Origin of the sequence: Sulfobacillus thermosulfidooxidans (assembly GCF_001280565.1) — a bacterium.
In the GTDB taxonomy this organism is placed as follows: domain Bacteria; phylum Bacillota; class Sulfobacillia; order Sulfobacillales; family Sulfobacillaceae; genus Sulfobacillus; species Sulfobacillus thermosulfidooxidans_A.
This window is the reverse complement of record NZ_LGRO01000001.1, coordinates 457,965-477,907: the sequence shown is the minus strand read 5'-3', so window position 1 is coordinate 477,907 and position 19,943 is coordinate 457,965. Positions and strand designations below refer to the sequence as shown.

Below are 19,943 nucleotides of genomic sequence, written 5' to 3'. Positions count from 1 at the left end.
GAGTGCCCCGCTTGTGTCCACATGGGTAGAACACCGCGTCGCATTGTTCCCCCACTGATACCCGAGCCCAGAACGAACCGACTTTTTGCAACGATTTTCACCTTTCGATTTAAGATAACTAAAGACGGGAGCTTGTAACACCCCAATACCCCAATAGTCTAAGCACATTGAGCGCTGCTCCCTACCTTTTGTCGCCAACTCTCGCAGATGTGGTGTTACATCGTCGGTGCGTTGACAACCACGCCACGATACGTTCCCACGCTTTAAGTCGATATCATTAGCTTCCACACGCTTCACTTCGGATACTGGGCATATCACGCAGGCGACACTGCAATCAAGACACAACGCTGGCGTCCATTGGAGTATTTGGAGCTGAATTTGTAAAATGGAATGTGATTCAGACTCACTTACAGGTCGTCACGTCCTTCAGGGGACAGGCTAAGTTTGACACAGCCATGCAAAGTCATAGTGTTGTTGATGCGCTCATAGACGCAATAATTAATCACGTCCTGACCAATATCAAGACAAATCAAGGCCACGCTAAACATTCGTGGGATTCCCGCCATAGTATTTGCTAGATTTTTGGTTATGCATGGCTGAACTGGTGAGATAAGCATCACATCCAGTACGGCGGGAGAATGCCCCATTTTTCGTGGAAATTGACACGAGCGATCCTGAGGGCTCTTGGGTTGAATAGAGAGTGCTTAACCCATCTTCAGGAGGAATCGCTCGTAACGACCCGTATAAAGAAAAAATCGCTTCCCGAACAGTCGGTGACGGTGCCGGGGGTGGACATCCTGCGGGATGCCGAAGACGGATTGTGGGCCCTGTCGGCTCGGGTGGGATTGCGGGTCTTGCCAGAGAGGATGTCCGCAGAGGTTGAGCAACTGGCCGGGCCTAAAGGCCGGCATGATCCCCAGCGCCAAGCGGTTCGGCACGGGACCGAAGTCGGCAGCGTCTTTTTGGGGGACCGGAAAATTTCCCAGACACCTCCGCGAGTCCGTGCTGCCGATGGTTCGGAGGAAATTTCCTGAGACACCTATCATCCGTGAACGAGGTACACTGTGTCACATAACCCGGCACTGGGATGGGCACCCCCCCAATGGAGGCGATTCCTATGTTTTCTGCACTTATTCCTCTCATCGCTGTCGTCGGCAACCCAATTACAGGATTTACCACTTTTATTGCATCCCAGCTCGCCACGCTCTTCCCACTCGCAGTCGGAGTCATGGCCGTTATCTTCCTCATCAAGCACAAGATCCGCGATCTGATCATCTTGCTGATCACAGCCGGTATTGTGGCATCTTCGATCCCGCGATCTTGACACAGCTCGACACGTTCATCTCCTCGACTTTCGGGATCTAAGCGCGGGATCCGCCATCGGGAAACCAAAACACACAGCCTGCTGGGAGTTGGGGCTGTGTGCTTGGTGGTGGATTTAGCGAGTGGGCATCATCAGGACGACTGATCTCACCAGATCGATGCAGGCTGAATTTTCGAGAATTGCAGAGCTCATATCCCATTAGTTGGGAACTCGCTTCCACGCAGGGTCACTCGGATTCAGTTGCGGTAATCGATGGCACGGAGTCATCCAAAACACGGAACGCCACACGAGCCTGAGGAAATGTTAGTGAGCCTCCGGCCAAGACCGCGATATGGATAGACTCGAGAATTTTGGCCCGGTCAATTGCAAGTTCCACGCAACGGGTCATGTGGTACATCACACATTCGTCGCATCGTGTGGCAATCGAGATCGCGAGTCCCATCAATTCCTTCATATGTTCGTCTAGGGATCCATTGGCGTATACTAATCTCTCTAGGTCACCGAACTGCTGAAAGAACCGATCAGCCTCCGCCATATGACGATTCTCACGAATGCGCCGTTCTTGGAAATGTTCTACGTCCTCGATGATAATCCCTTCTTCCCTCGTCTTCGCATATCGATCTTACCCAGTCTAGATCGCAGATCACGTCTTGTAAAGCAGATCACGTCTTGTAAAGTGGTGTAAAAAGCTTTCGGTTTTCTGAGAACTGCCTTAGCGCGTTTTTTCTTCTTCTGCAGGTAATCTCTGCGGCGCGTCCGCCTCGGGTTGCAGTTTTTCCATAGATGTTTGACTGACATACCTGCCGGGGAAAATGTCCCACTCATCGCTGGTCCTCTTCCCGATTGAGCTGCTCCAAGGAGTTCGTGGACGCGATTTGCTTCCCATGGTCATGTGGGAACAGCCTTGGCCCCACAATATCGTCTGGGGTATCATCCTGAGGCTCGTCTCCTTGGAAAAGCGGATCGGGGCCTCTTGCTCGAGGGATGGGCAATGGACCACGCTCACGCAGGCCGAAAGTCAGGATGTGTTGGAAATCGTGGATGACCGCTATCAAGCCAAGGGGATCGCCATGGCAGGCCCAGTCGCCCTAATTCAATGGCATGCCCTATTTCCGGATCCTACATTAGCAGAAACGATTTGCGATGGGCTCATTCACGGGCCCCATCGTGGGAGTATGCAAGGCGGGTCAATGCGCACAGTCTTGTCAAGCCCAGCCGAACGCGATACAACCAACGTCACGGAGTAATCTGTGGAAAGGATCCAGAATTTGAGGGGATGCCGCGTAAGAGATTTCCGATCTCCCTGGTAAATCACACCGACGTATGCAAAAGCGAAGGAGACGATGGCGAATATCCAGAATACCCTGAAAAAGTTCGGATGACGTTCGGGTACCTCGCATCGGCTCGACCTCACCTAACACTCTGTGATTCCCATATGAAATCCGGGTGCATCCCAAGATGCCCGGATTTGCTACAATCTAACTAAAAGAAGAAAGGGATAACGACACATGGTTCTCGAATGGTCTGTTTATCGCTCGATCCCGCCCCAAGGTGACCGATGCTGTATCGCCACCGGTTCCGATCCGGTGCATCCCGGCGAGTCGCCCGTTGAACGCGTGATGAGCCTCATTGAACGCTGGACTCACCATGCAGCTATTCCTGAGCAAACGAGTCCCACATCCTGGGCCTATTATGGAGATCATGGGACAGATCACGATGATGTTGTAGTTTTTGCTAAAATCATTGAGTAGGAACGCAAGGCTCCGATGTTGAGCATATTCCAGAAAATCCCCCTTACCTTACAACTTACCTTCCGCACGTAGTGAGAGCAAAAAAAATTATTTTTTTTGGGCTGATCGCAAAGGAGATGGTGTCTCGCATGGCGAAGTCATCGCTTATAAACACACCCATGCTGACACCCATGGTTGTGGGAGCCGGACCGGTCATCCGGACCCTCTGTGAGGAAATCGGATTCGTCGAGGCCGTGAATCAGACCGTTGCGTGGGATTCGCCGCGTGGCCACCTGTCCCCCGGCGAACGACTTTTCGCACTCATCGTCCATTGGCTCACCGCGCGTCGACCCCTGTATCGCGTCCATGCACCATGTCAGTGGACCGATGTGGCCTTGTTGTTGGGATCCGGCCGCACCACGGCCGATTTTACCGATGATGCGCTCGGACGCGCTTTGTGGCTTGTCTACGATATCTTCGCCTGTCATTGTTTATTCCCGGTCTTTCATCCTCGCTTGGAGAATGGCATGCAAAACCTGTTGATGCGAGTGGATAACGAAATGACCATGATAACGGCTCGCGAACTTCTCCGTGTTCAAAATCACAGGAGTTGTCCACAAATATTGCGTTTCTTTCAACCCACGGGCCAGAGGATTGATTATGCCGAGAAGTGAAATAAATCGCGGCCCAAAGATGCGGCAAGGAACTTTGACACCCCAGAGTTCCTGCACCATGCCCTGCATGGTCTGTCCAGTAATGGGTTCGTCTCCTGCCACGTGCCAAATTTGTTGATAAGCGCCATCGTCTTCTGCTATCAACCTAATAGCGCGTGCCGCGTCGCTCGTGTCAATAAATTGATGCGGCTGATCGAGCGGCCCAAACCACCGCAGATACCGCGGAAGAGAATCGGTGACAATATTGTAGAAATCCGGAAACCGGACAATGACGATGGGCCGTCCTTGTTGCATTTGCATCACAAGTTGGGTTTCAATAGCGAAACGGATCGCGCCTTTTTGGCTGATCGGGCGTCGCGGTACGGTCTCCGTCACCAGCTGATCACGCGGAGGAATCCCATACAGATAAATATTATCGATGTAAACATACCGGGCCCCCGTATTTTCCAAGGCTTCTAACGTCACGCGAATCATCTCCGGATACTGACTCCAATCATCATAACGCTGATTACAGGCGTCAATGACGATATCTGCTCGCTCAAATAGTGCATGATGACTGGAACGGTCCATAGGATCCAAAACCGCCCACTCAACACCTTGTATCGCATGAACATGCGCCGGATTTCGCGTCACCGCGGTAATGAGATCAGACGAGACACCTAACACCCCCGCGGCAGATGAATAAGGCAAGCATTGTGATCCATTCGTCCATGTTTGAACCACCGCTTGTCCTAAACGACCACTCGCTCCCAAGATGACCACATGCATCTTCTACCCTCTCCTTACTGATCGTTCGTTCATTTTTGAAGCACATTTTTATGTGCCAATTATCGCGTGACACAATTCCCGTGTGTGGTGAGCACATCGCCGTGCTTCGTCATAAGACAAGGACTGGGGACTGGTTACAATCATGTGGTTGATCACTCCCTGACAGGCTTTGACTAAAAATTCTGCTGACAACGGGCGAATCCTTTGGCCTTCCCGTTGGCAACGCGTTAAGACGAAAGTCGCCCACGTTACCAACCTTTCAATGGCATCGTGACCCTCATGGGCGAAAGGAATTTCCGTGTGCCACTGGATAAAACAGAATCGGTAAGCCGCTTGATGCAGTAATCCCCAGACCATTAGATGTTCGATGATATTCAACACATCATCCATAGTGGCTTCCGTTTCTGATCGAAAATAAGGCGCTAACGCATGGTTTTCTTCTTGGAGAATACGATCAAACAACGTTGACGCAATGCGCTCTTTACTGGAGAAGTGGGCATAAAGGCTTGACTTGGTACGAAATCCTGCGGCAATCCGGATAGCTTCCATACTCGTACCCGCATAGCCATATTGATCAAACAAATTCAGGGCTACGGCTAAAATGCGAGACTTCGGATCATGGTCTTGGCTGTAATCGGTTTTCACACGCAAGATGTCCTTTCGAAAAAAGAATGACCGAACGTTCGGCCCTCCATCATCAAAGAATACGCCTATTCATATTGAGGAAACCCGTCTTATCCTTTCTCTCGTTTAGACATTTCCTAAGGGTTCAACATACATCATTAAAAAATGGACGTAGAATACATCTAATTTTATAACAAAGACATTAGGAAAGAACATCAATCCAAGCAATCATTTTTGGATTAGGTGTTCAGCTTATCATTCGTTTTCACCATCTTGTGAGAAACAACCTCTTAGTCAGTCTATCGATCACGTCTTGTCAAGTGGTGTAAAAAGCTTCGGTTTCCTGAGAGCTGTCTCAGCGCGTTGTTTGTCGTCTTCTGCACGTCATCTCTGCGGCGCGTCCGCCTCGGGTGGCAGTTTTTCCATGGATGTTCGACTGACAGACCACCGGGGAAAATGTCCCACTCATCGCTGGTCCTCTTCCCGATTGAACCGCTCCAAGGGGTTCGTGGACGCGATTTGCATGGCCACATTGGGTTTCACGAACACGATTGACACGCCAGTGCCGTCGAGACCCTCGGGATAAATCCCACGGCGTTCATCCATCACGTGCGGAAAAGGAGTTTAATGCTATAGGCAAAGCATGCCCGCCGTCGGGAAATCATTGGGGAACGCGAAATGGCAACCCATGCGTAAAGAATTTTCTCCATAAAATTGGTTTCCGGCACGCATTCAGAGGTCGACGGCCGATTGGACCCCATCGCGGCCAACCTGGCCGCGATCCCGGGAAACTGCATACACACAAGAAAAACAGGTCAAGCTCTGGTACAATGGCAATATCACGCACAATTTTTCGGAAGGAGGGGGCCTCATGGCTATCATGCCGATGTGCTCCCTCCTTTCGTGGCAAGATGTCCATGAATTGGGTGAACTCGCTGTTCAACCTCCTAGTTCGTAACAAGTCATCAATCGCAGAACATGGAGCTTTTCGGTGCATGATTTTTGGTAGACCAGGTGTTCAACCTATTCCCTATTAGACGGCCTAATCGGATGTGGAGCAACTCTCATAATCTCGACGAGACTTCCGCACAGTTTTGGAGTTATTTCTGTAGGATAAACCATGATTAAGTGAAAATAATTCGATGGAGGATTCCTATGCGGTTACGAGGATTTCGCGCCGAAAATCTGTTGTCATTCGATAACCTTGCTGTGGATTTTTCTTCACCAAGGCCCACAATTCTCGTTGGACCGAACGGAGTCGGAAAAACCAATCTCTTCCGTCTGATAGATACTTTGCTGGGTTTAGTAACTCACGAGGAACGGTTACGAGGGGCGGAACCAGTGGATTGGCGAGAGAGGCTTGATGCCTGGAAACGCAATCCTGATCGCCCTAGTCGAATTGAAATCGATGTGGAGTGGACTGAACCTTCTGAAGGTCAAGTAATCGCTACCTATTTTCAAATGGCCCTGGCTAATCGTGAGGAGATCTGGCGGGCATTGAAGCCTACTGAAAATCTGACTGGTACCTTGCCGGGTTGGATGAAATTTGTTGACATATTATTTCAATCAGCCTCGGGGAAAATATACCAGTCGGCATGGTCCGGTACGTTAGGCTGCCAACAAACCGGTTTGCGGGATACGGTTATCTATTACCGTCCGAAGGTTGCAGAGGGACAGTGGGTACATCTCTTAAACCCGTATGCCGGCCTTTGCCAAACAGTTCCGACTCAACTCTCGAGTTACAGCAATCCCTCATTAGCTAGCGTTTGGATTAAATGTCTACCAGAAAAAACTCAAACGATCCTTTTAAAAATGCTGCAAGGAGACAAAAACCTCCAAAATCTCACTTTGTCACTCGATTGGAAATCTCTCTGGAGCACGGTTCAAACATTAGTATCTGCAGGGTCTAATCAGATTGTTAACACAGGCCTTAGGAACGACGATGTAGCGACAGCGTACCCACCATGGCAGAAATTTTTGCGCGAACTTGAGGTCGAACCTAACGGTAACCCAACATTTGAACGCGTGCTGGCTTACTTGTTGAGGCGATGTATTATAACCGAAGACCTTTTGAGTCCACCCAAACAAAGATATTCTGAATCGGAATGGTGGTGTCACACAAAGAATCTTGCGAGTCGTCATATTGGACCGTATTTGCTGGCGCTCAAGATAGGCCGAGACCCTGAGAGAGACCGCTTCAGTCGCATTCAAGAGACGTTCAAAACTCTTTCCACCCATGACCTTGACGTCACGATGGAACCCTTGAGTAACCGTGACCATGCAGAAGTTAACATTACGCTCGTGCAAACGGGAGATGGAATCCACAGTTTTCCTGTTCATTGGAGTGGATCAGGTTCCGTCGAGATCGCATACCTTAGTGCTGCGTTAACTAGTTCCAATGCACATGTACTACTCTTAGACGAGCCAGGTCGGTCTTTACATCCTCAGGCGTTGATTCGACTTCGGAAGTTATTGGAAGACCGTGCTACGAAACCTTTTCCTCCACAAATCATCCTCATTACGCATTCGCCGTATCTTATCGAGCCCTCCCACCCACATACTGTTCGCCGTGTCTATCGCCATTCTTCCACACAATGCACCGAAATTATGCAACTCCCAAAATCGGCAATCCACGGCACCTCGCGAAGAACCCAAAGAGATACCCAAAAGATGGTCTACCAACGTCAAGACCGCTGGGGACGCTCCCCGAATTGGCCCGCTTTGTTATTTAGTACGGCGGTACTACTCGTCGATGGTGACACAGAACTCGGTGCTCTACCGGAGTGGTATCAAAAAATTTACCTCGAACCCCCTGAGGCTCTGGGGTTAACAATTTTGAGCCTCGGGGGAAAAGCGAACGCCGGATCAGCCATAAGGGACCTGAACGGCTTTAAAATTCCATGGATCATGCTCGTCGACGGTGATAGTTTAAAGCCCGGATCTGGGAATATATGGACCGAATTGAAGAGGGCACAATACGTGACCACTAGCGCAGCTAACAGATATCGTAACAGGGAATTCGAGAAGCAAAGAGACCGCCTTAAGAGCCTAAACATATACATTATGGGAGAATCCCCAGACGAGAATTTTGAAGCGGTCCTCACCCGGCGTAACACAGGAATAAAACCTCCCAGTGAATTGGGTAACAGTAAGGTCATTCAGGGACGCTGGTGGGCTGAAACCGTAGCCTGTCCGTTCGAAATTCATGACGTGTTCGAAAGGGTTCGTCAGATCGCCAGAACCCAAGCAGGGTTATGAGACGAAAATGCACATTTAGAACATACCGATCGCATGGACTTGCGTCCATAGCATGGACACCAAAAACTCGTGGCCATAGGAAACCAGTGGAATCGGTTCCATCCTTGGGGGAGGACAGCGGAGACTTTGGTCAGGCCCCCAAGGATGGTGAGGCGAGGACTTGTTCGGTCAGCACGGCGTGGGAAGTCCGATATCCCCATGCTCCATGCACCCGTTGGCGATTATAAACGAATGCGTTGATTACCGCCGGCGAGGGACAATGCTATGGCTATCGCCAATGGACCACAGGGATCCGTCGGGAGCACGACCTGATCATCAATAAAAAGACGGTCTATCGCCTCTTGCCGGGACAACGCTTGCGGTCTCCCGACAACCGGCCGCCTCGCGTCATCGCCGCCCATCGCGTGGTCACGGGCCCCAGTCCACTGGGGGAAATGGATTTGAAATACGGATACATCGCCGGCGAAGATCGCTTTTTTTACCTCTGTCACGTCATCGATGTCTTTGATTCGGTCCATTCTCGCCTACCATATTGGGTCTCATTGTCCCGCTGTTCAGGCGTTCCGCGCCTTGCAAGGCGCGGTACGAGCCCGTCAAGCGGATTGGGGGAAGACGGTCCCGGTCATTCGGACCGACAATGGGCCCCAATTTGTGGCCCAAGCGTGGGCCACGGGATGTCAGGCCTTAGGGATGACGCATGAACGCATTCCCGTGGCCACCCCGAATAAGAATGCGCCCAGCGAATCCTGGCACCGTGGGCTCGAAACCGAATGCTGGCGAAATTAGGGATTTCAGACAGGGGCCGAGGCGTATACGGTAACGACCGAGGGGATCCGGTTTGACCATGAGCGCCGCTTGCATGGACGTTGGCATGATGGGGCTCCGGCTCCATATGATGCCCAATATCGCATGGGCACCGCGCCGACGATTCGGGCCGTGCGTTGTTAGCGCTTCTGCGCTCTTGTCGACGCATTATGGCCCGGAGGGCCGAGGGTCCCAAGCGCTGCGAAGCCACGGCATAGCGGACTTGGGACGCCCGGCCGCTCCGGGCGGTATCCTCCGCGTCGCGAGCGCAGGAAGCTCCCCGCCCCCATGCTTATGGCAATCAATACCATCTCATCGTTATCGTGAGCAATCCCATGCGATCAGACGATTTGTTTAGATATTGGGGGTTAAACCGCTGAAATCCCTGGTTCCACCGTTCTTCGATATACTCTTTGTATGGATCGCGTTGACTCTCACGGGTACGACGGGTCAGGTCGTGCCCGTGTTTTTGTTCGGTGACCACTTTACGAATAGTTTTGCGATCGCGACCGGTGGCCGCTTGAATCGCTGTAATCGTTGGCTTCTGTTCGTGCATCATCATGATCCTGCGACACTCCTCGGGGGATAGATCATACGCCATGTCTCGCATCGCCTCGGTATTCGGATAGTGCCTCATAACATCCCGATAATCCTGTCGATTGTGAGGAAATTCAACGGTCGTTTTTGAGGAATTTACCCTACCGTTTTGCGGGAAATTGCGTTGGCGTTTTGGGGATTTTAAACCTGTCGTTGACACATACCCATCGTAACAGATTGCATTGTTCTTTTTTCAGGGCTGGGAATTATTTTCCGGAGAAATCTAACTAGCGGTTAACGAATATCGTAATGCGTCTTTTTCCGACGATGACGATGGTAGCCACCTAAAATCCCGTCTCACTTCCATTCTTGCTCGGGCGTGGGAAGCCGTCATCTTGGTCCAAAGAATTTATCTCCGTTCATGTGCATCATGTGTTCGGGAAATTCGGCCACCCAAATCTCCGTCTCCCATGCAATGTTTCCAATATGGCGTCTAAGTTCTGCCATATCGAGAAATGCACTGATATATATTCGGCTAGCATTACATCCTGATAGTACTTTTTCTAATTCGCTATACCGTTTCGGCGACACAGGTCCATGTGATGTGACAGCTTCTATAAGATACAACCAATTTCTGTCTTCGTCGTACATCACTACGTCTGGCAATTTGTCGTGGTTAAATTCTTCAATGCCTATTGTGGATAGCATGCCTTTTTCCATGTGGAGGATCTTCTTCTCGGTGTCTCCTAGGTATAAAATGGTTGCTCCATGGGCAAATATGGCGCCAAAATCCTCTACAATAGCTTTTTGTAGTAAATTGTGTTTTCCAGGTGATAAACTTAATACCACTTCATTGGATAAATGTACAGGCACGCGATGTACCTGCCTTCTCATGGCGTATTTCTCACTTAATGCAGAGTTTTGTTCCAAAAAGGACTCAACCTTGTCTGCCCATTCAGCAGTATTATAGGATTTAATAACCTCTAACGCTTCGAAGGTAATAGCATACATTGTGTTACCACTGTTTGTAGGTCTAGTTGGATCGTCAGGGTTCCTCTCAACAAGTGCTGCTTGTTCAAACTGATGAATAGTTTGCCGTCGGAAGGTTTCGCGACTATTTTCAGCATAGTGTCTTTGATAGTTGTTGGATGCAAAAACCAACATATCGTGGATTCTCAACAGTCTTCTTTCGGCATCCGCCCAAGAACTGTTCTGCTTAACGTTGAGTAGAGCTAAGAGTACCAGTGCCGAACGGTCGTTCTGCTGTCGTCGAGGTAATCCCAAAACTGATAGGATGTCAATTGCTTCTTGAATTTTATCTGTCACTAAATTCAACTCCTCTTTCAACGCGGAATCGATATTCTGAACTGACACTTCTTCTTTCAAAAACTTCTCTCCTAAACGGACAATTGCGCGCCAAGGGGGTATGGGCAATGCGCGGATGTCAGTTGCGTTAACCTGGGTGCTGCCATTGATAATGCGAAAATAAGAATCAACAAGGGTGGAGTTCAAAAATGCAGCCAAACCATATGTCTCGGCATCCGTCAGTTCTCCATCGACTCTGTATAGATAATTCACGTGATTTTCGAAAGCAACTAATGGATGGTCGTACGAATTTTTGAGGAAGACTGCAGCTTCGACTCGTCGCTTTTGTTCCTTGGCTGAAAATCGCTTTAATAGGACATAATTGCTGTTTTTAAGAAGCAGTTTATGATCCTTTGTTTTTTTACTAATTCCTTCGTTTCTTTTGCCGTGAATGGGAAAGTCTACTTTCATAGGTTTAATATGATGCATGCAAATCATAGGATAGTTAAGATTAGGATTATAGTTTTGAATTGAGTCAGTTGCTCGAAAAGTTACGACTGGACCCGTCGAAATTTCGATGCCTAATGAAGCCAGTGTATCCGACCATGTGTCAAACATGGTGACAATTCGCTCATCGTGTTTAGTAGTAGGAATTCGAACAACGCAATCTTCGTAGGTATTATCCATTACCAGCTCCCGTTTTACCGAGCGAACCTTGACACGTGACAAGTCTGAATCGGTAGACACGCTGATTTCAATACTTTCGTCTTTTTTTACCGCCTTATATGCACTCAATATGATGTTTTCCTGTAATATTTTTTCATTCAAAAAGATGTTTTTTCTAGACTCGAACAAATGGATCCGGTCTGGAACCATAATAGTGAAAAATTCGTGTCTAAAACGTTCAAAGTATAGGCCAGACAGGTAACTTCTTGGTGTGATGAATACTAATTGGCCCCCTGGGCGAAGTAACTCCGCTGCTACGGCCATAAACATAAAATACACGTTGGGTTGACCTTTGACATATCGACCCATAATTTGAGCATATTGAGAATCTATGCCCACCTTAAAGTAGGGTGGGTTAGCAATCGCAATATCATATTCTGTATTGGGTACTGCCGTATTAAAAAGATCGTATGTAAATAGAGCAGAATTTTCTAAAATGAAATCGCGAGGAATAATGCGATACCGAAAGGTACGGCCCACGATTTTCATGTTTTCTTCGCATTTTTTTAAGGTCTGTTCGAGATATGGTAGCACTGTGTGATCTATCTCAAACAAATCGACATCCATATCTACACTTCTGTTTTCCGAAATAATTCTATCCACTAAAGAAGCCGTTAAAATCCCAATCCCTGCCCCTGGATCTAGGACCTTGATCTTGTTTCTATTAAATGTCACAAGACTAGCCATAAATTTAGCGATAGTCGGTGGAGTGAAAAACTGGCCCTTTTGCCGTTTCTCGTTTAGGATAGACGTTTCGTTTGCCTTGTACGCAAAGTCGTTAGCGAGCTCAACAAGATCCGTTGGTTGCAGTTGGGTTGACACGTTGAACCCCCTATAAAGTTAGAATAGTTTGCAAATGTTTCATGTAAACGCGTTTGCTCCCACCTTCCCTTATACCATAATTGACCTATGTGTATCCCACCGTCGCTAAGAAGCTTGAATCTCTTCATACACACTCAATAATGGATATAATTATATTAGGCAATAATTTGTTTGTATTAATCCAGACGTAATTCTCATTATACAATCTCTTGGCCAAACATGGTTAAACAAGATATTCGTAATCGATGATTGAAATCGATTCAAACACCTATGTTTCCACCCTTTGGTTAATGTTCAACTGACTGGTATAGATATGATGGGATCCAAGCCGCGGGTTGACCCGTCGGCAGGATCTGCGAAGGAGTGGGTTACTGACTGGTGCGGTAACATCATAAAAATTATGATCCTAAGCGTCGAAAAAACTGCAAAAGTTCTTTTTAATTGGGGATCTTGCTGATGCAATTCGGCGACTCTGTATACAGCAACGACAACAGCCGCCCACACCAGTGTTCCAGAAAAGCATACACTCCTGAGTCAAACCTTGGCCAAACGACACCCATCGCCTAAATCGTATCGTGAAGATCCCAGTTGGACAGCTACTCGAACAAGATTGGAATGTTTATAGCCAAACAGATGAATAAAAAGGTCCGTCTAGGGAGCGTCACCGTCGGTAGATTATGCTCCCTAATGCCAACATGAACGTCTTCCCCGCGATCCCGATACTGTCAAGACACCGTATATTTACATTCTCCGGACATCCATGTGGACAACACCGTTGGGACCACATCCGAATATTCCAATGGATCTTTGTCTATGACGACAAAGTCTGCCCAACGCCCTGGCGATAAGCTACCAACATATCTTTCTCGAAACCCTAGATAGGCTGCCCAATCGGTATACGTGTGCAATGCCTCAGGTGCTGAAATTTTTTGCATGGCACCCAGCACTTTCCCGTCACGAGTCACTCGGTTTTGCGCAATCTGCATGGTATGAAGAGGATTTAACGGAGTGACCGGACAATCGGAATGCACAGAAAACTGAAGACCTAAATTCAGAGCATCCTTTAATGGGCTAATACGTGCTCCTCGTTGAGGTCCTAAAAACACTGCTTGATGTCTGTCTCCATAATAATAAACATGATTCACAAAGAACGACGGCAAAATACCCAACCGCTTCATTCTCGCCAATTGCTCTCTCGTGGCTGTTTGAGCATGCTCAATTCGGTGTCGAACGTGTTCTTTGGGATATTGCGTTAAAACCTTTTCAAACGCATCTAAGGCCGTTTGAATAGCCCGATCGCCATTACAATGGATAATAATTTGGCGATCCCGCTGGTGAAAATAAGAAAATACGTCGGCTAATTCATCGCGTTCGAAAAGGAGCATTCCATTCTCTCCGGGCCGATCAAAATATGGCAATTCGAGTGCCCCGGTATGCCCTTGAATGGACCCATCTGCAAACAATTTCACGCCACCCGCCCACAAGTTTGCACTGACTAGCGGTTCCGGAACAAATGATTCTTTGGACAGCACGCGGGCGTAACATTGTACTCGCACCTTCAAATCCCCCGTCTCACTCGATTTTTGGTACGCGTGCCAAATCATTTGACTGGCGTCCGGATCTCCTAATCCCATCGCCGCATCCGTCATCGACGTCACCCCAACTTTTAGGCAGTCCTCGCTCCCTAATCGAATAAAACGCCTATATTCATCTAAATGAGGTTTAGGAATATGACGAGAAATCGTTTCGAGGGCCGCTGCTTCTTGTAACAATCCGGTTAACTCACCTTTACGTTTTTCAATACCGGGCACCGATGTCTTCGACGTCACTCCTGCAATTTTTAATGCTAGACGATTGACCACTGCCAAATGTCCTGAATTGTGAACTAAGTAAACCGGATTATCAGGTGCGGCCCCCGTCAATTCATCAACAGTTGGAGGACGCCCTTCAGCTAACAACGATTCATCATAGTGAAACCCAACAATCCATTTCCCAGGTCCTACCGTCTCTGCTGCTTGGGTCACTTGCCGTAAAATGTCATCGATGCATCGATTGGGCGGTGTTCCGCAGTCGATTTGGCTTTTAACTTGTCCCATCATGAGTAAATGAGCATGCGACTCAACAAATCCCGGTAAGATTACCCCGCGGTCAATTCGGATGCGTTGAGTCTGCGCATCTATCCATGTGGTGAAATCGGCGTTAGCTCCCTTGCCCACGATCTTCCCATCTTGTACCGCCAAAACCTTCGCGATAGAACCGTCAGAATCAATAATTTTCTCGGCTTCAACCAAGAGCTTTGTCATGCTACCACCTCTTTTTTGGCCTGTTGTGCTCGCGTCAATAGTGACACCCCGACTGTTACGATAAAGTTCCCTAGGAGAGCAATCAGTCCCAAATTTAGTCCCCATGGCAATACATGGGCAAAATATAAACTCAGGGCAATAATATCTCCCACTATTAGACCAGTCCCGACCCCAATAGCCGTTGCCCGAGGCCAAAACAACACGGCCAAAATAGCTGGAAAAAATTGAGTAAACCCATAATAGGCCGTATTGATTAAGTTCAGCATGAGATGAGGCGCCAGAACTGTCAGCAGCAAGCTAATCCCTAAATACACTCCCACTACAACCTGCGCCCAGCGTTTGATCTGCTGCTCAGATGCCCCTGGTTTAATTAACTGTCGCAGCACATTTTTGGATACTATTGCCGAAACCGTGAGACTGAGGCCCGTCAAAACTACGATGGCGGATAACGCGGCTCCCGCGACTACGACGCCTTGTAGCCATCCCGGTAAAAGATGCGCTGACGCCATAATAATAGCCAAGTCTGGCGCTTTGGCTAGACCAGGAATGTGTAACACCGCAAAAAACGCCGCAATAATCAAAAAAACATACATCAGCATATATAAAGGCATGAAGACCTGCGCTTTGGCAACCGCTCGTGATGACCGTGCTGTAAATACATACTGCAAGCCAAACGGAGATGCATAGAAGCCCATCGCTTGAAAGACAATGGTGGACAACACAAAAGGCACGGCGTGGGCAGGAACGACTACCGCAGCCTTCCTTGAGACTATTAATTGAGTAAAAATTGCTCCTGCACCATGGGCTGCAAACCAGGCGGCCGATCCAATGATAATTATTCCCAATATCATGAAAATGTCTTTGAGAACGGCCACCATAGCTACGGCTCTCATTCCTGATAGGACGATATAAATGAGAGCCAAAAGCCCAGCCAAGGACAACGTCATCATCGGGGATAAAGAAACTTTAAAGGCATGCAATACCACCTCCAACCCAGCAAATTGTAATTGACCCCACGGGATAATGAACACCAATCCCGAAATGGCCGCTAGGATACCCAAGCCCTTACTGTTAAAATGGCTTTGTAACAAGTCCGGCCCCGTCTCCGATTGATACTGCTTTCCTGCTCGCCATATCAACGGATTAATGAAGTAGCCAATTGGATAAGCTAGCAGAATGTATCCCATAAACCATACCGCATAAGTAGCGCCGCCTGCGTAAATTCCTCCTGGAAACCCCACTAAGGTGCCTATGCTATAAATTTCCCCCACGGCGAGAAAAAAGAATAACAAACTGGCAAAAGACCGCTCGGCGACAAAAAACTCACTTAACGTATCATGGCGTCGTTTAATGCGGGCATAATAGGCCAATGCCAAGCTAGTCATCATAATCACACCAAACACTAATAGTTTCATTCTGATTTACCCTCCTTTTCGTCCATCCGCGTATCGAGGCGCCAAACTACGTATAAGCATAAAGTCGTCACCGGAAACCATAGAACAATCCAAAAGTAAACAAATGGGAACCCGCCTATTAATGGATAAGTGCGGTCATACCAAGGAAACAATCCGACAATAGCAAAAAACGGCAGTCCAATCCCGATAATGATTCGCCAAAACGTCCGCATATTTTTCACTCCCATCACATCCACCATGACGTCGCACTTTCTGCCACATTTTGTAGATCTGAAAACGTACGTCGTGAGTGCCGATATAACATCCCTGGAAACGGTTCAATGTAAAGGCCGTATCTGTTATTAGTGGGTTGATAAACCTTGTGAAGGACTCAAATTGAAACGACGTATTACCAAATGCGGCCATCAATCATGTCGAGAATTCCTGTCCCAATCGTCGTGTTTGAGAGCGAGGTGACGGGGATATTTTTTCCTTGCCGGATCGTAAACGAAAAGCGGTCGCCCCGAAAGATGGTGCGTACCCGGGCCAGTTTTGTTGGTCCCGTCGCATAGATGAGACCTTGCCACAGCATGAGGGGGACTCCGCGCCGAATACCTAACAGTTTGGCCTCCTTGGTAGTCGCCGCGATGGATTGAAAGATTTGCTCGGCCCCTGTCAAGACCAGTCCATACTGTTCCTGAAGAATATGGTACACGTCGGCATTGTAATGAGACCGGGTTAATTGCCTCATCAAGTCCGGCGCAAATTTTTCCGGGATCAGGGAGGTGCGCACGGCAAGTTTTTCATCCTGCGTGCCGCGGACGGTTGTTATTTCATAGACGCGATCCGCGGGAGATAAATCGAGCTCGTGAGCCACCTTGGCCGGAGGAACAAGGACATCCATCTGGACTAAATGGGTTTGATTTACAATCTGACTCAGTGCAGCATCTTCGAACGTCGTAAAAACCTGGGCATTATCGACAATAATGGGATGGGATACAAACGTCCCGCGCCCTTTTTCCCGTATGAGATAGCCTTCTTGGGCCAGTTCTGCTAAGGCTTGCCGAATCGTTGCGCGACTCACTTGGTATTGATGCGCTAACTCGGGCTCTGAGGGTAATTGGTCTCCAGCTGACCAATGGCCTTGGGCGATATGCTGGATAATATCTTCTTTTATTTGATAGTAATAGGGAATGTGAGACGAAAAGGCTTTCACGATAACCTCCTTGGATGGGCGATCCCACGATGGCAAATAGCATGGGCGGTCATTCAGTGTCCATTAGATCCTGGGATTTTCCATTACGGTGATAATCGCTTCGCGAATGATGGTCACCAATTGGGTAATCTCGTCATCGGTAATCACCAGGGGTGGGGCGAACATTAAAACATTATTACGCTGATGCTCAACGTCTGAAGCTTTCCCGAGAATGATCCCGCGTTGTAATGCGTATTGCGTAATCGCCCGCATGACCTGGTTAGAGACGGGCTTCTTAGTCTGTCGGTCTGTTACGAGTTCTACGCCTACCAATAACCCCATGCCGCGAATATCGCCCACGGCTGGGACATTGGCCAAGGCATCTTGTAACTGGTGCAGCAACTGTTGGCCAGCTTGTTGGCTTCGTTCACAGAGATGTTCCGATTCAATCACCTCTAGATTAGCTAAGGCCACCGCCGCGGCGACAGGATGACCCCCAAAGGTATTGACGTGTCGGAGATGCCGCCCACTATCCATTTCGCCCAGAAACGTATCAAAAATGTCTTGACTAAATGCAGTGGCAGAAATGGGCATATACCCACTGGCCAGGCCTTTGGCCATCGTAATAATGTCCGGCCGGATTCCATATGGCGTATGGGCGAACATCGATCCCAGCCGCCCAAAGCCCGTGACAACCTCATCCACAATGAGTTTCACATTGTACTCGTGCGCAATCCCCTCGACACGTTGGAGATAGTCGACGGGAGGCACAATGACTCCGCCTCCGGCGGTGACGGGTTCTATGATTATCGCGGCCACCGTGTCGGGATCTTCGATCTCGATGCGTCGTGCGAAATCCTCGGCACACTGGAGGTGACATGACGGATAGGACAACTGAAAGGGACATCGATAGCAGTAGGGTTGACTGACTTGCAAAAACCCTGGGGGTAAGGGTTCGTAGTCTCGTCGCCGTTCCGGTTGTCCCGTGGCCGCGAGAGCTCCCAGGGTTGTCCCATGATAACCGCGAAAGCGGGACAAAATTTTTATCTTGCTGGGTTTTCCCTTTTGTTTCCAGTATTGCCGAACGGCTTTAAATGCCACTTCATTGGCTTCCGATCCGGAATTGGAAAAATAGATATGCGGCGTGTCGGGAAGGTATCCGGCCAGACGCGTACTTAATTCAATGGCCCGGGGATGGCTTTGGATGAGAGGATAGTAGGCTAATTCGTATAATTGTTTCGACCCGGCTTCGGCCAGCTCTTGACGTCCATAGCCCACGTTGACGCACCAGAGTCCTGCTGCCGCATCAAGAAATGCCCGCCCATCTTGAGAAATGACAGTCGACCCGTGTCCTCCCACAATGATCAACGGCGTAGATCCCTCAGTAAATATCTGATGTTGAGTCAGGGGATGCCAAATATGTGCGCGATCTAAATCGTGCAGTGTTGGATGGGATTGCATATCAATTCTTAATGACATCAGATCTCCTCCCCAGGGGCTAACGCTGTAAGAGCTGCCGTGACTACATGGACTACGGTCTTGATTTACCCAATACTCCCTAGTAAAGTCAGCCTCTTAGCCATCCAAATCAACGACTGCAAGCTACTTCTAAACCATATAAAAGCCTCGCACATCCGCTATGCTGCGCTCGGGCTCTGCATTTATCCTTCAATATGACAAGATGTCTAGACATCTTGGGACAAAAATAAACAGAACTGCAGAATTGTCTAAGATCATGCACAACCGCCATAAGATAAGGTAAACAACAACATAATGGATAGTATTTGGACAACTTTTACCTTAGCGTACAGTGAGAACCTCATTCGAGCAATGTGAAAAATTACAAATTAATCCGTGGATATTCATCTTAACATTGGTTCAAATAGGTACTGACGCCGGCGTGACCACGATCGCTGTATGATGGCACAACACCCTCCAACAATCACAGAAGAAACTTTACGCATGAGGAACCCAATGCCTCGCGATCAGCGATCACGGTCACATGGGGATGAATTTGCAAAGTGCTGGCTGGGCACGCCTCGGTTACTGATTCCGCGAGAGCTTGCGTTAACGCATCGCGTTTGGCGGCCCCAAATGCAACCAACAAAATCTGGTGCGCATCAAGTATGTTCTGAATTCCCATTGTCAGTGCTTCCTTCGGCATTAACCTCGGAAAGTGCAGTTGGTTGCGTTGCAGAGTATCGGTCGGGAGTATAACCCGCCGAGTCCGGGTGGTCCACTACGTGCCCGGTGCATTAAACCCAATATGACCGTTGACCCCTATTCCTACGAGCTGCAAATTCCGCGGCGCCTTCTGCAACAACCGATCATACCGCGCACATTCGCCGTCGGGTCGGATGACCCACTATTGAGGTAAGCGTCAAACCATCTTGACGAGGGAAATAATTTATGTGGAAGCGTTTTCAGTGACGGTGGGGCTGCTGTGACGCGAGTCGATAATATGAGGGTCCCGACAAAA

17 protein-coding genes and 2 pseudogenes are annotated in these 19,943 nt (G+C 48.7%); 7 read left to right on the top strand and 12 right to left on the bottom strand.

The genetic code is table 11. From position 1 onward, the window contains the following. Positions 1-689 precede the first annotated feature (689 nt). Positions 690-1,031: pseudogene (locus AOA63_RS02480) on the top strand (IS256 family transposase); the annotation flags it as partial. A gap of 86 nt (positions 1,032-1,117) precedes the next feature. Beyond that, the gene (locus AOA63_RS02475; protein WP_053958232.1) at positions 1,118-1,324 is read left to right on the top strand and encodes a hypothetical protein; all 207 of its coding nucleotides are present in this window, start codon (positions 1,118-1,120) and stop codon (positions 1,322-1,324) included. Positions 1,325-1,550: 226 nt separating this feature from the next. On the opposite strand, the gene AOA63_RS02470 is transcribed toward AOA63_RS02475, so the two are convergent. Further along, entirely contained in the window at positions 1,551-1,859 is a 309-nt protein-coding gene (locus AOA63_RS02470; protein WP_053958231.1) for a carboxymuconolactone decarboxylase family protein, read from the bottom strand. A 349-nt stretch (positions 1,860-2,208) separates the two neighbouring features. Here AOA63_RS02470 and AOA63_RS02465 point away from each other — a divergent pair, with 349 nt between their 5' ends. The 3 genes and pseudogenes from AOA63_RS02465 to AOA63_RS20135 form a co-directional block, all read left to right on the top strand. Continuing rightward, positions 2,209-2,571, top strand: coding sequence for an ATP-binding protein (locus AOA63_RS02465; RefSeq protein WP_053958230.1), 363 nt, complete (start codon positions 2,209-2,211; stop codon positions 2,569-2,571). Positions 2,572-2,832: 261 nt separating this feature from the next. Further along, entirely contained in the window at positions 2,833-3,075 is a 243-nt protein-coding gene (locus AOA63_RS02460; protein ID WP_053958229.1) for a hypothetical protein, read from the top strand. A 158-nt stretch (positions 3,076-3,233) separates the two neighbouring features. Next, positions 3,234-3,512 (top strand): annotated as a pseudogene (locus AOA63_RS20135) (DUF4277 domain-containing protein); the annotation flags it as partial. 33 nt (positions 3,513-3,545) lie between these two features. Here the strand turns inward: AOA63_RS20135 and AOA63_RS20130 are convergent. After that, complete coding sequence (locus tag AOA63_RS20130; RefSeq protein WP_053958227.1) at positions 3,546-4,496, bottom strand: hypothetical protein; 951 nt, start codon at positions 4,494-4,496, stop codon at positions 3,546-3,548. A gap of 48 nt (positions 4,497-4,544) precedes the next feature. Further along, positions 4,545-5,141 carry a TetR/AcrR family transcriptional regulator gene (locus AOA63_RS02445; RefSeq protein WP_053958226.1) on the bottom strand — a complete coding sequence of 199 codons (597 nt, stop codon included), beginning with the start codon at positions 5,139-5,141 and terminating at the stop codon, positions 4,545-4,547. Between the two features lie 1,134 nt (positions 5,142-6,275). Between AOA63_RS02445 and AOA63_RS02440 the strand changes: the two genes are divergently transcribed. Then, positions 6,276-8,378 carry an AAA family ATPase gene (locus AOA63_RS02440; RefSeq protein WP_053958225.1) on the top strand — a complete coding sequence of 701 codons (2,103 nt, stop codon included), beginning with the start codon at positions 6,276-6,278 and terminating at the stop codon, positions 8,376-8,378. 221 nt (positions 8,379-8,599) lie between these two features. Here AOA63_RS02440 and AOA63_RS02435 read toward each other — a convergent pair whose 3' ends face one another. Next, positions 8,600-8,869: a hypothetical protein gene (locus AOA63_RS02435; protein WP_082343696.1), complete on the bottom strand. Its 270-nt coding sequence runs from the start codon at positions 8,867-8,869 to the stop codon at positions 8,600-8,602. A gap of 7 nt (positions 8,870-8,876) precedes the next feature. On the opposite strand from AOA63_RS02435, the gene AOA63_RS18820 reads away from it, so the two are divergent. After that, the gene (locus tag AOA63_RS18820; RefSeq protein WP_082343695.1) at positions 8,877-9,164 is read left to right on the top strand and encodes a DDE-type integrase/transposase/recombinase; all 288 of its coding nucleotides are present in this window, start codon (positions 8,877-8,879) and stop codon (positions 9,162-9,164) included. A gap of 319 nt (positions 9,165-9,483) precedes the next feature. Here AOA63_RS18820 and AOA63_RS02425 read toward each other — a convergent pair whose 3' ends face one another. The 8 genes from AOA63_RS02425 to AOA63_RS20125 all read right to left on the bottom strand — a co-directional run bounded on the left by AOA63_RS02425 (position 9,484) and on the right by AOA63_RS20125 (position 19,628). Further along, a complete protein-coding gene (locus AOA63_RS02425; protein ID WP_053958223.1) occupies positions 9,484-9,744 on the bottom strand; it encodes a hypothetical protein in 261 nt (86 codons plus the stop codon). 365 nt (positions 9,745-10,109) lie between these two features. Further along, entirely contained in the window at positions 10,110-12,572 is a 2,463-nt protein-coding gene (locus tag AOA63_RS02420; RefSeq protein WP_053958222.1) for a BsuBI/PstI family type II restriction endonuclease, read from the bottom strand. A gap of 725 nt (positions 12,573-13,297) precedes the next feature. Beyond that, positions 13,298-14,875 (bottom strand): amidohydrolase, encoded by a 1,578-nt coding sequence (locus tag AOA63_RS02415; protein ID WP_053958221.1) that lies wholly within the window; start codon positions 14,873-14,875, stop codon positions 13,298-13,300. Next, a complete protein-coding gene (locus AOA63_RS02410) occupies positions 14,872-16,290 on the bottom strand; it encodes a sodium:solute symporter family protein (protein ID WP_053958220.1) in 1,419 nt (472 codons plus the stop codon). The genes AOA63_RS02415 and AOA63_RS02410 overlap by 4 nt, the downstream gene beginning before the upstream one ends. Then, positions 16,287-16,502, bottom strand: coding sequence for a DUF3311 domain-containing protein (locus tag AOA63_RS02405; protein WP_171822585.1), 216 nt, complete (start codon positions 16,500-16,502; stop codon positions 16,287-16,289). The genes AOA63_RS02410 and AOA63_RS02405 overlap by 4 nt, the downstream gene beginning before the upstream one ends. Before the next feature lie 176 nt (positions 16,503-16,678). Beyond that, positions 16,679-17,485, bottom strand: coding sequence for a GntR family transcriptional regulator (locus AOA63_RS02400; RefSeq protein ID WP_053958218.1), 807 nt, complete (start codon positions 17,483-17,485; stop codon positions 16,679-16,681). A 63-nt stretch (positions 17,486-17,548) separates the two neighbouring features. Continuing rightward, positions 17,549-18,943 carry an aminotransferase gene (locus AOA63_RS02395; protein WP_053958217.1) on the bottom strand — a complete coding sequence of 465 codons (1,395 nt, stop codon included), beginning with the start codon at positions 18,941-18,943 and terminating at the stop codon, positions 17,549-17,551. A gap of 463 nt (positions 18,944-19,406) precedes the next feature. Continuing rightward, a complete protein-coding gene (locus tag AOA63_RS20125) occupies positions 19,407-19,628 on the bottom strand; it encodes a 6-phosphogluconolactonase (protein WP_278276926.1) in 222 nt (73 codons plus the stop codon). Positions 19,629-19,943: the final 315 nt, after the last annotated feature.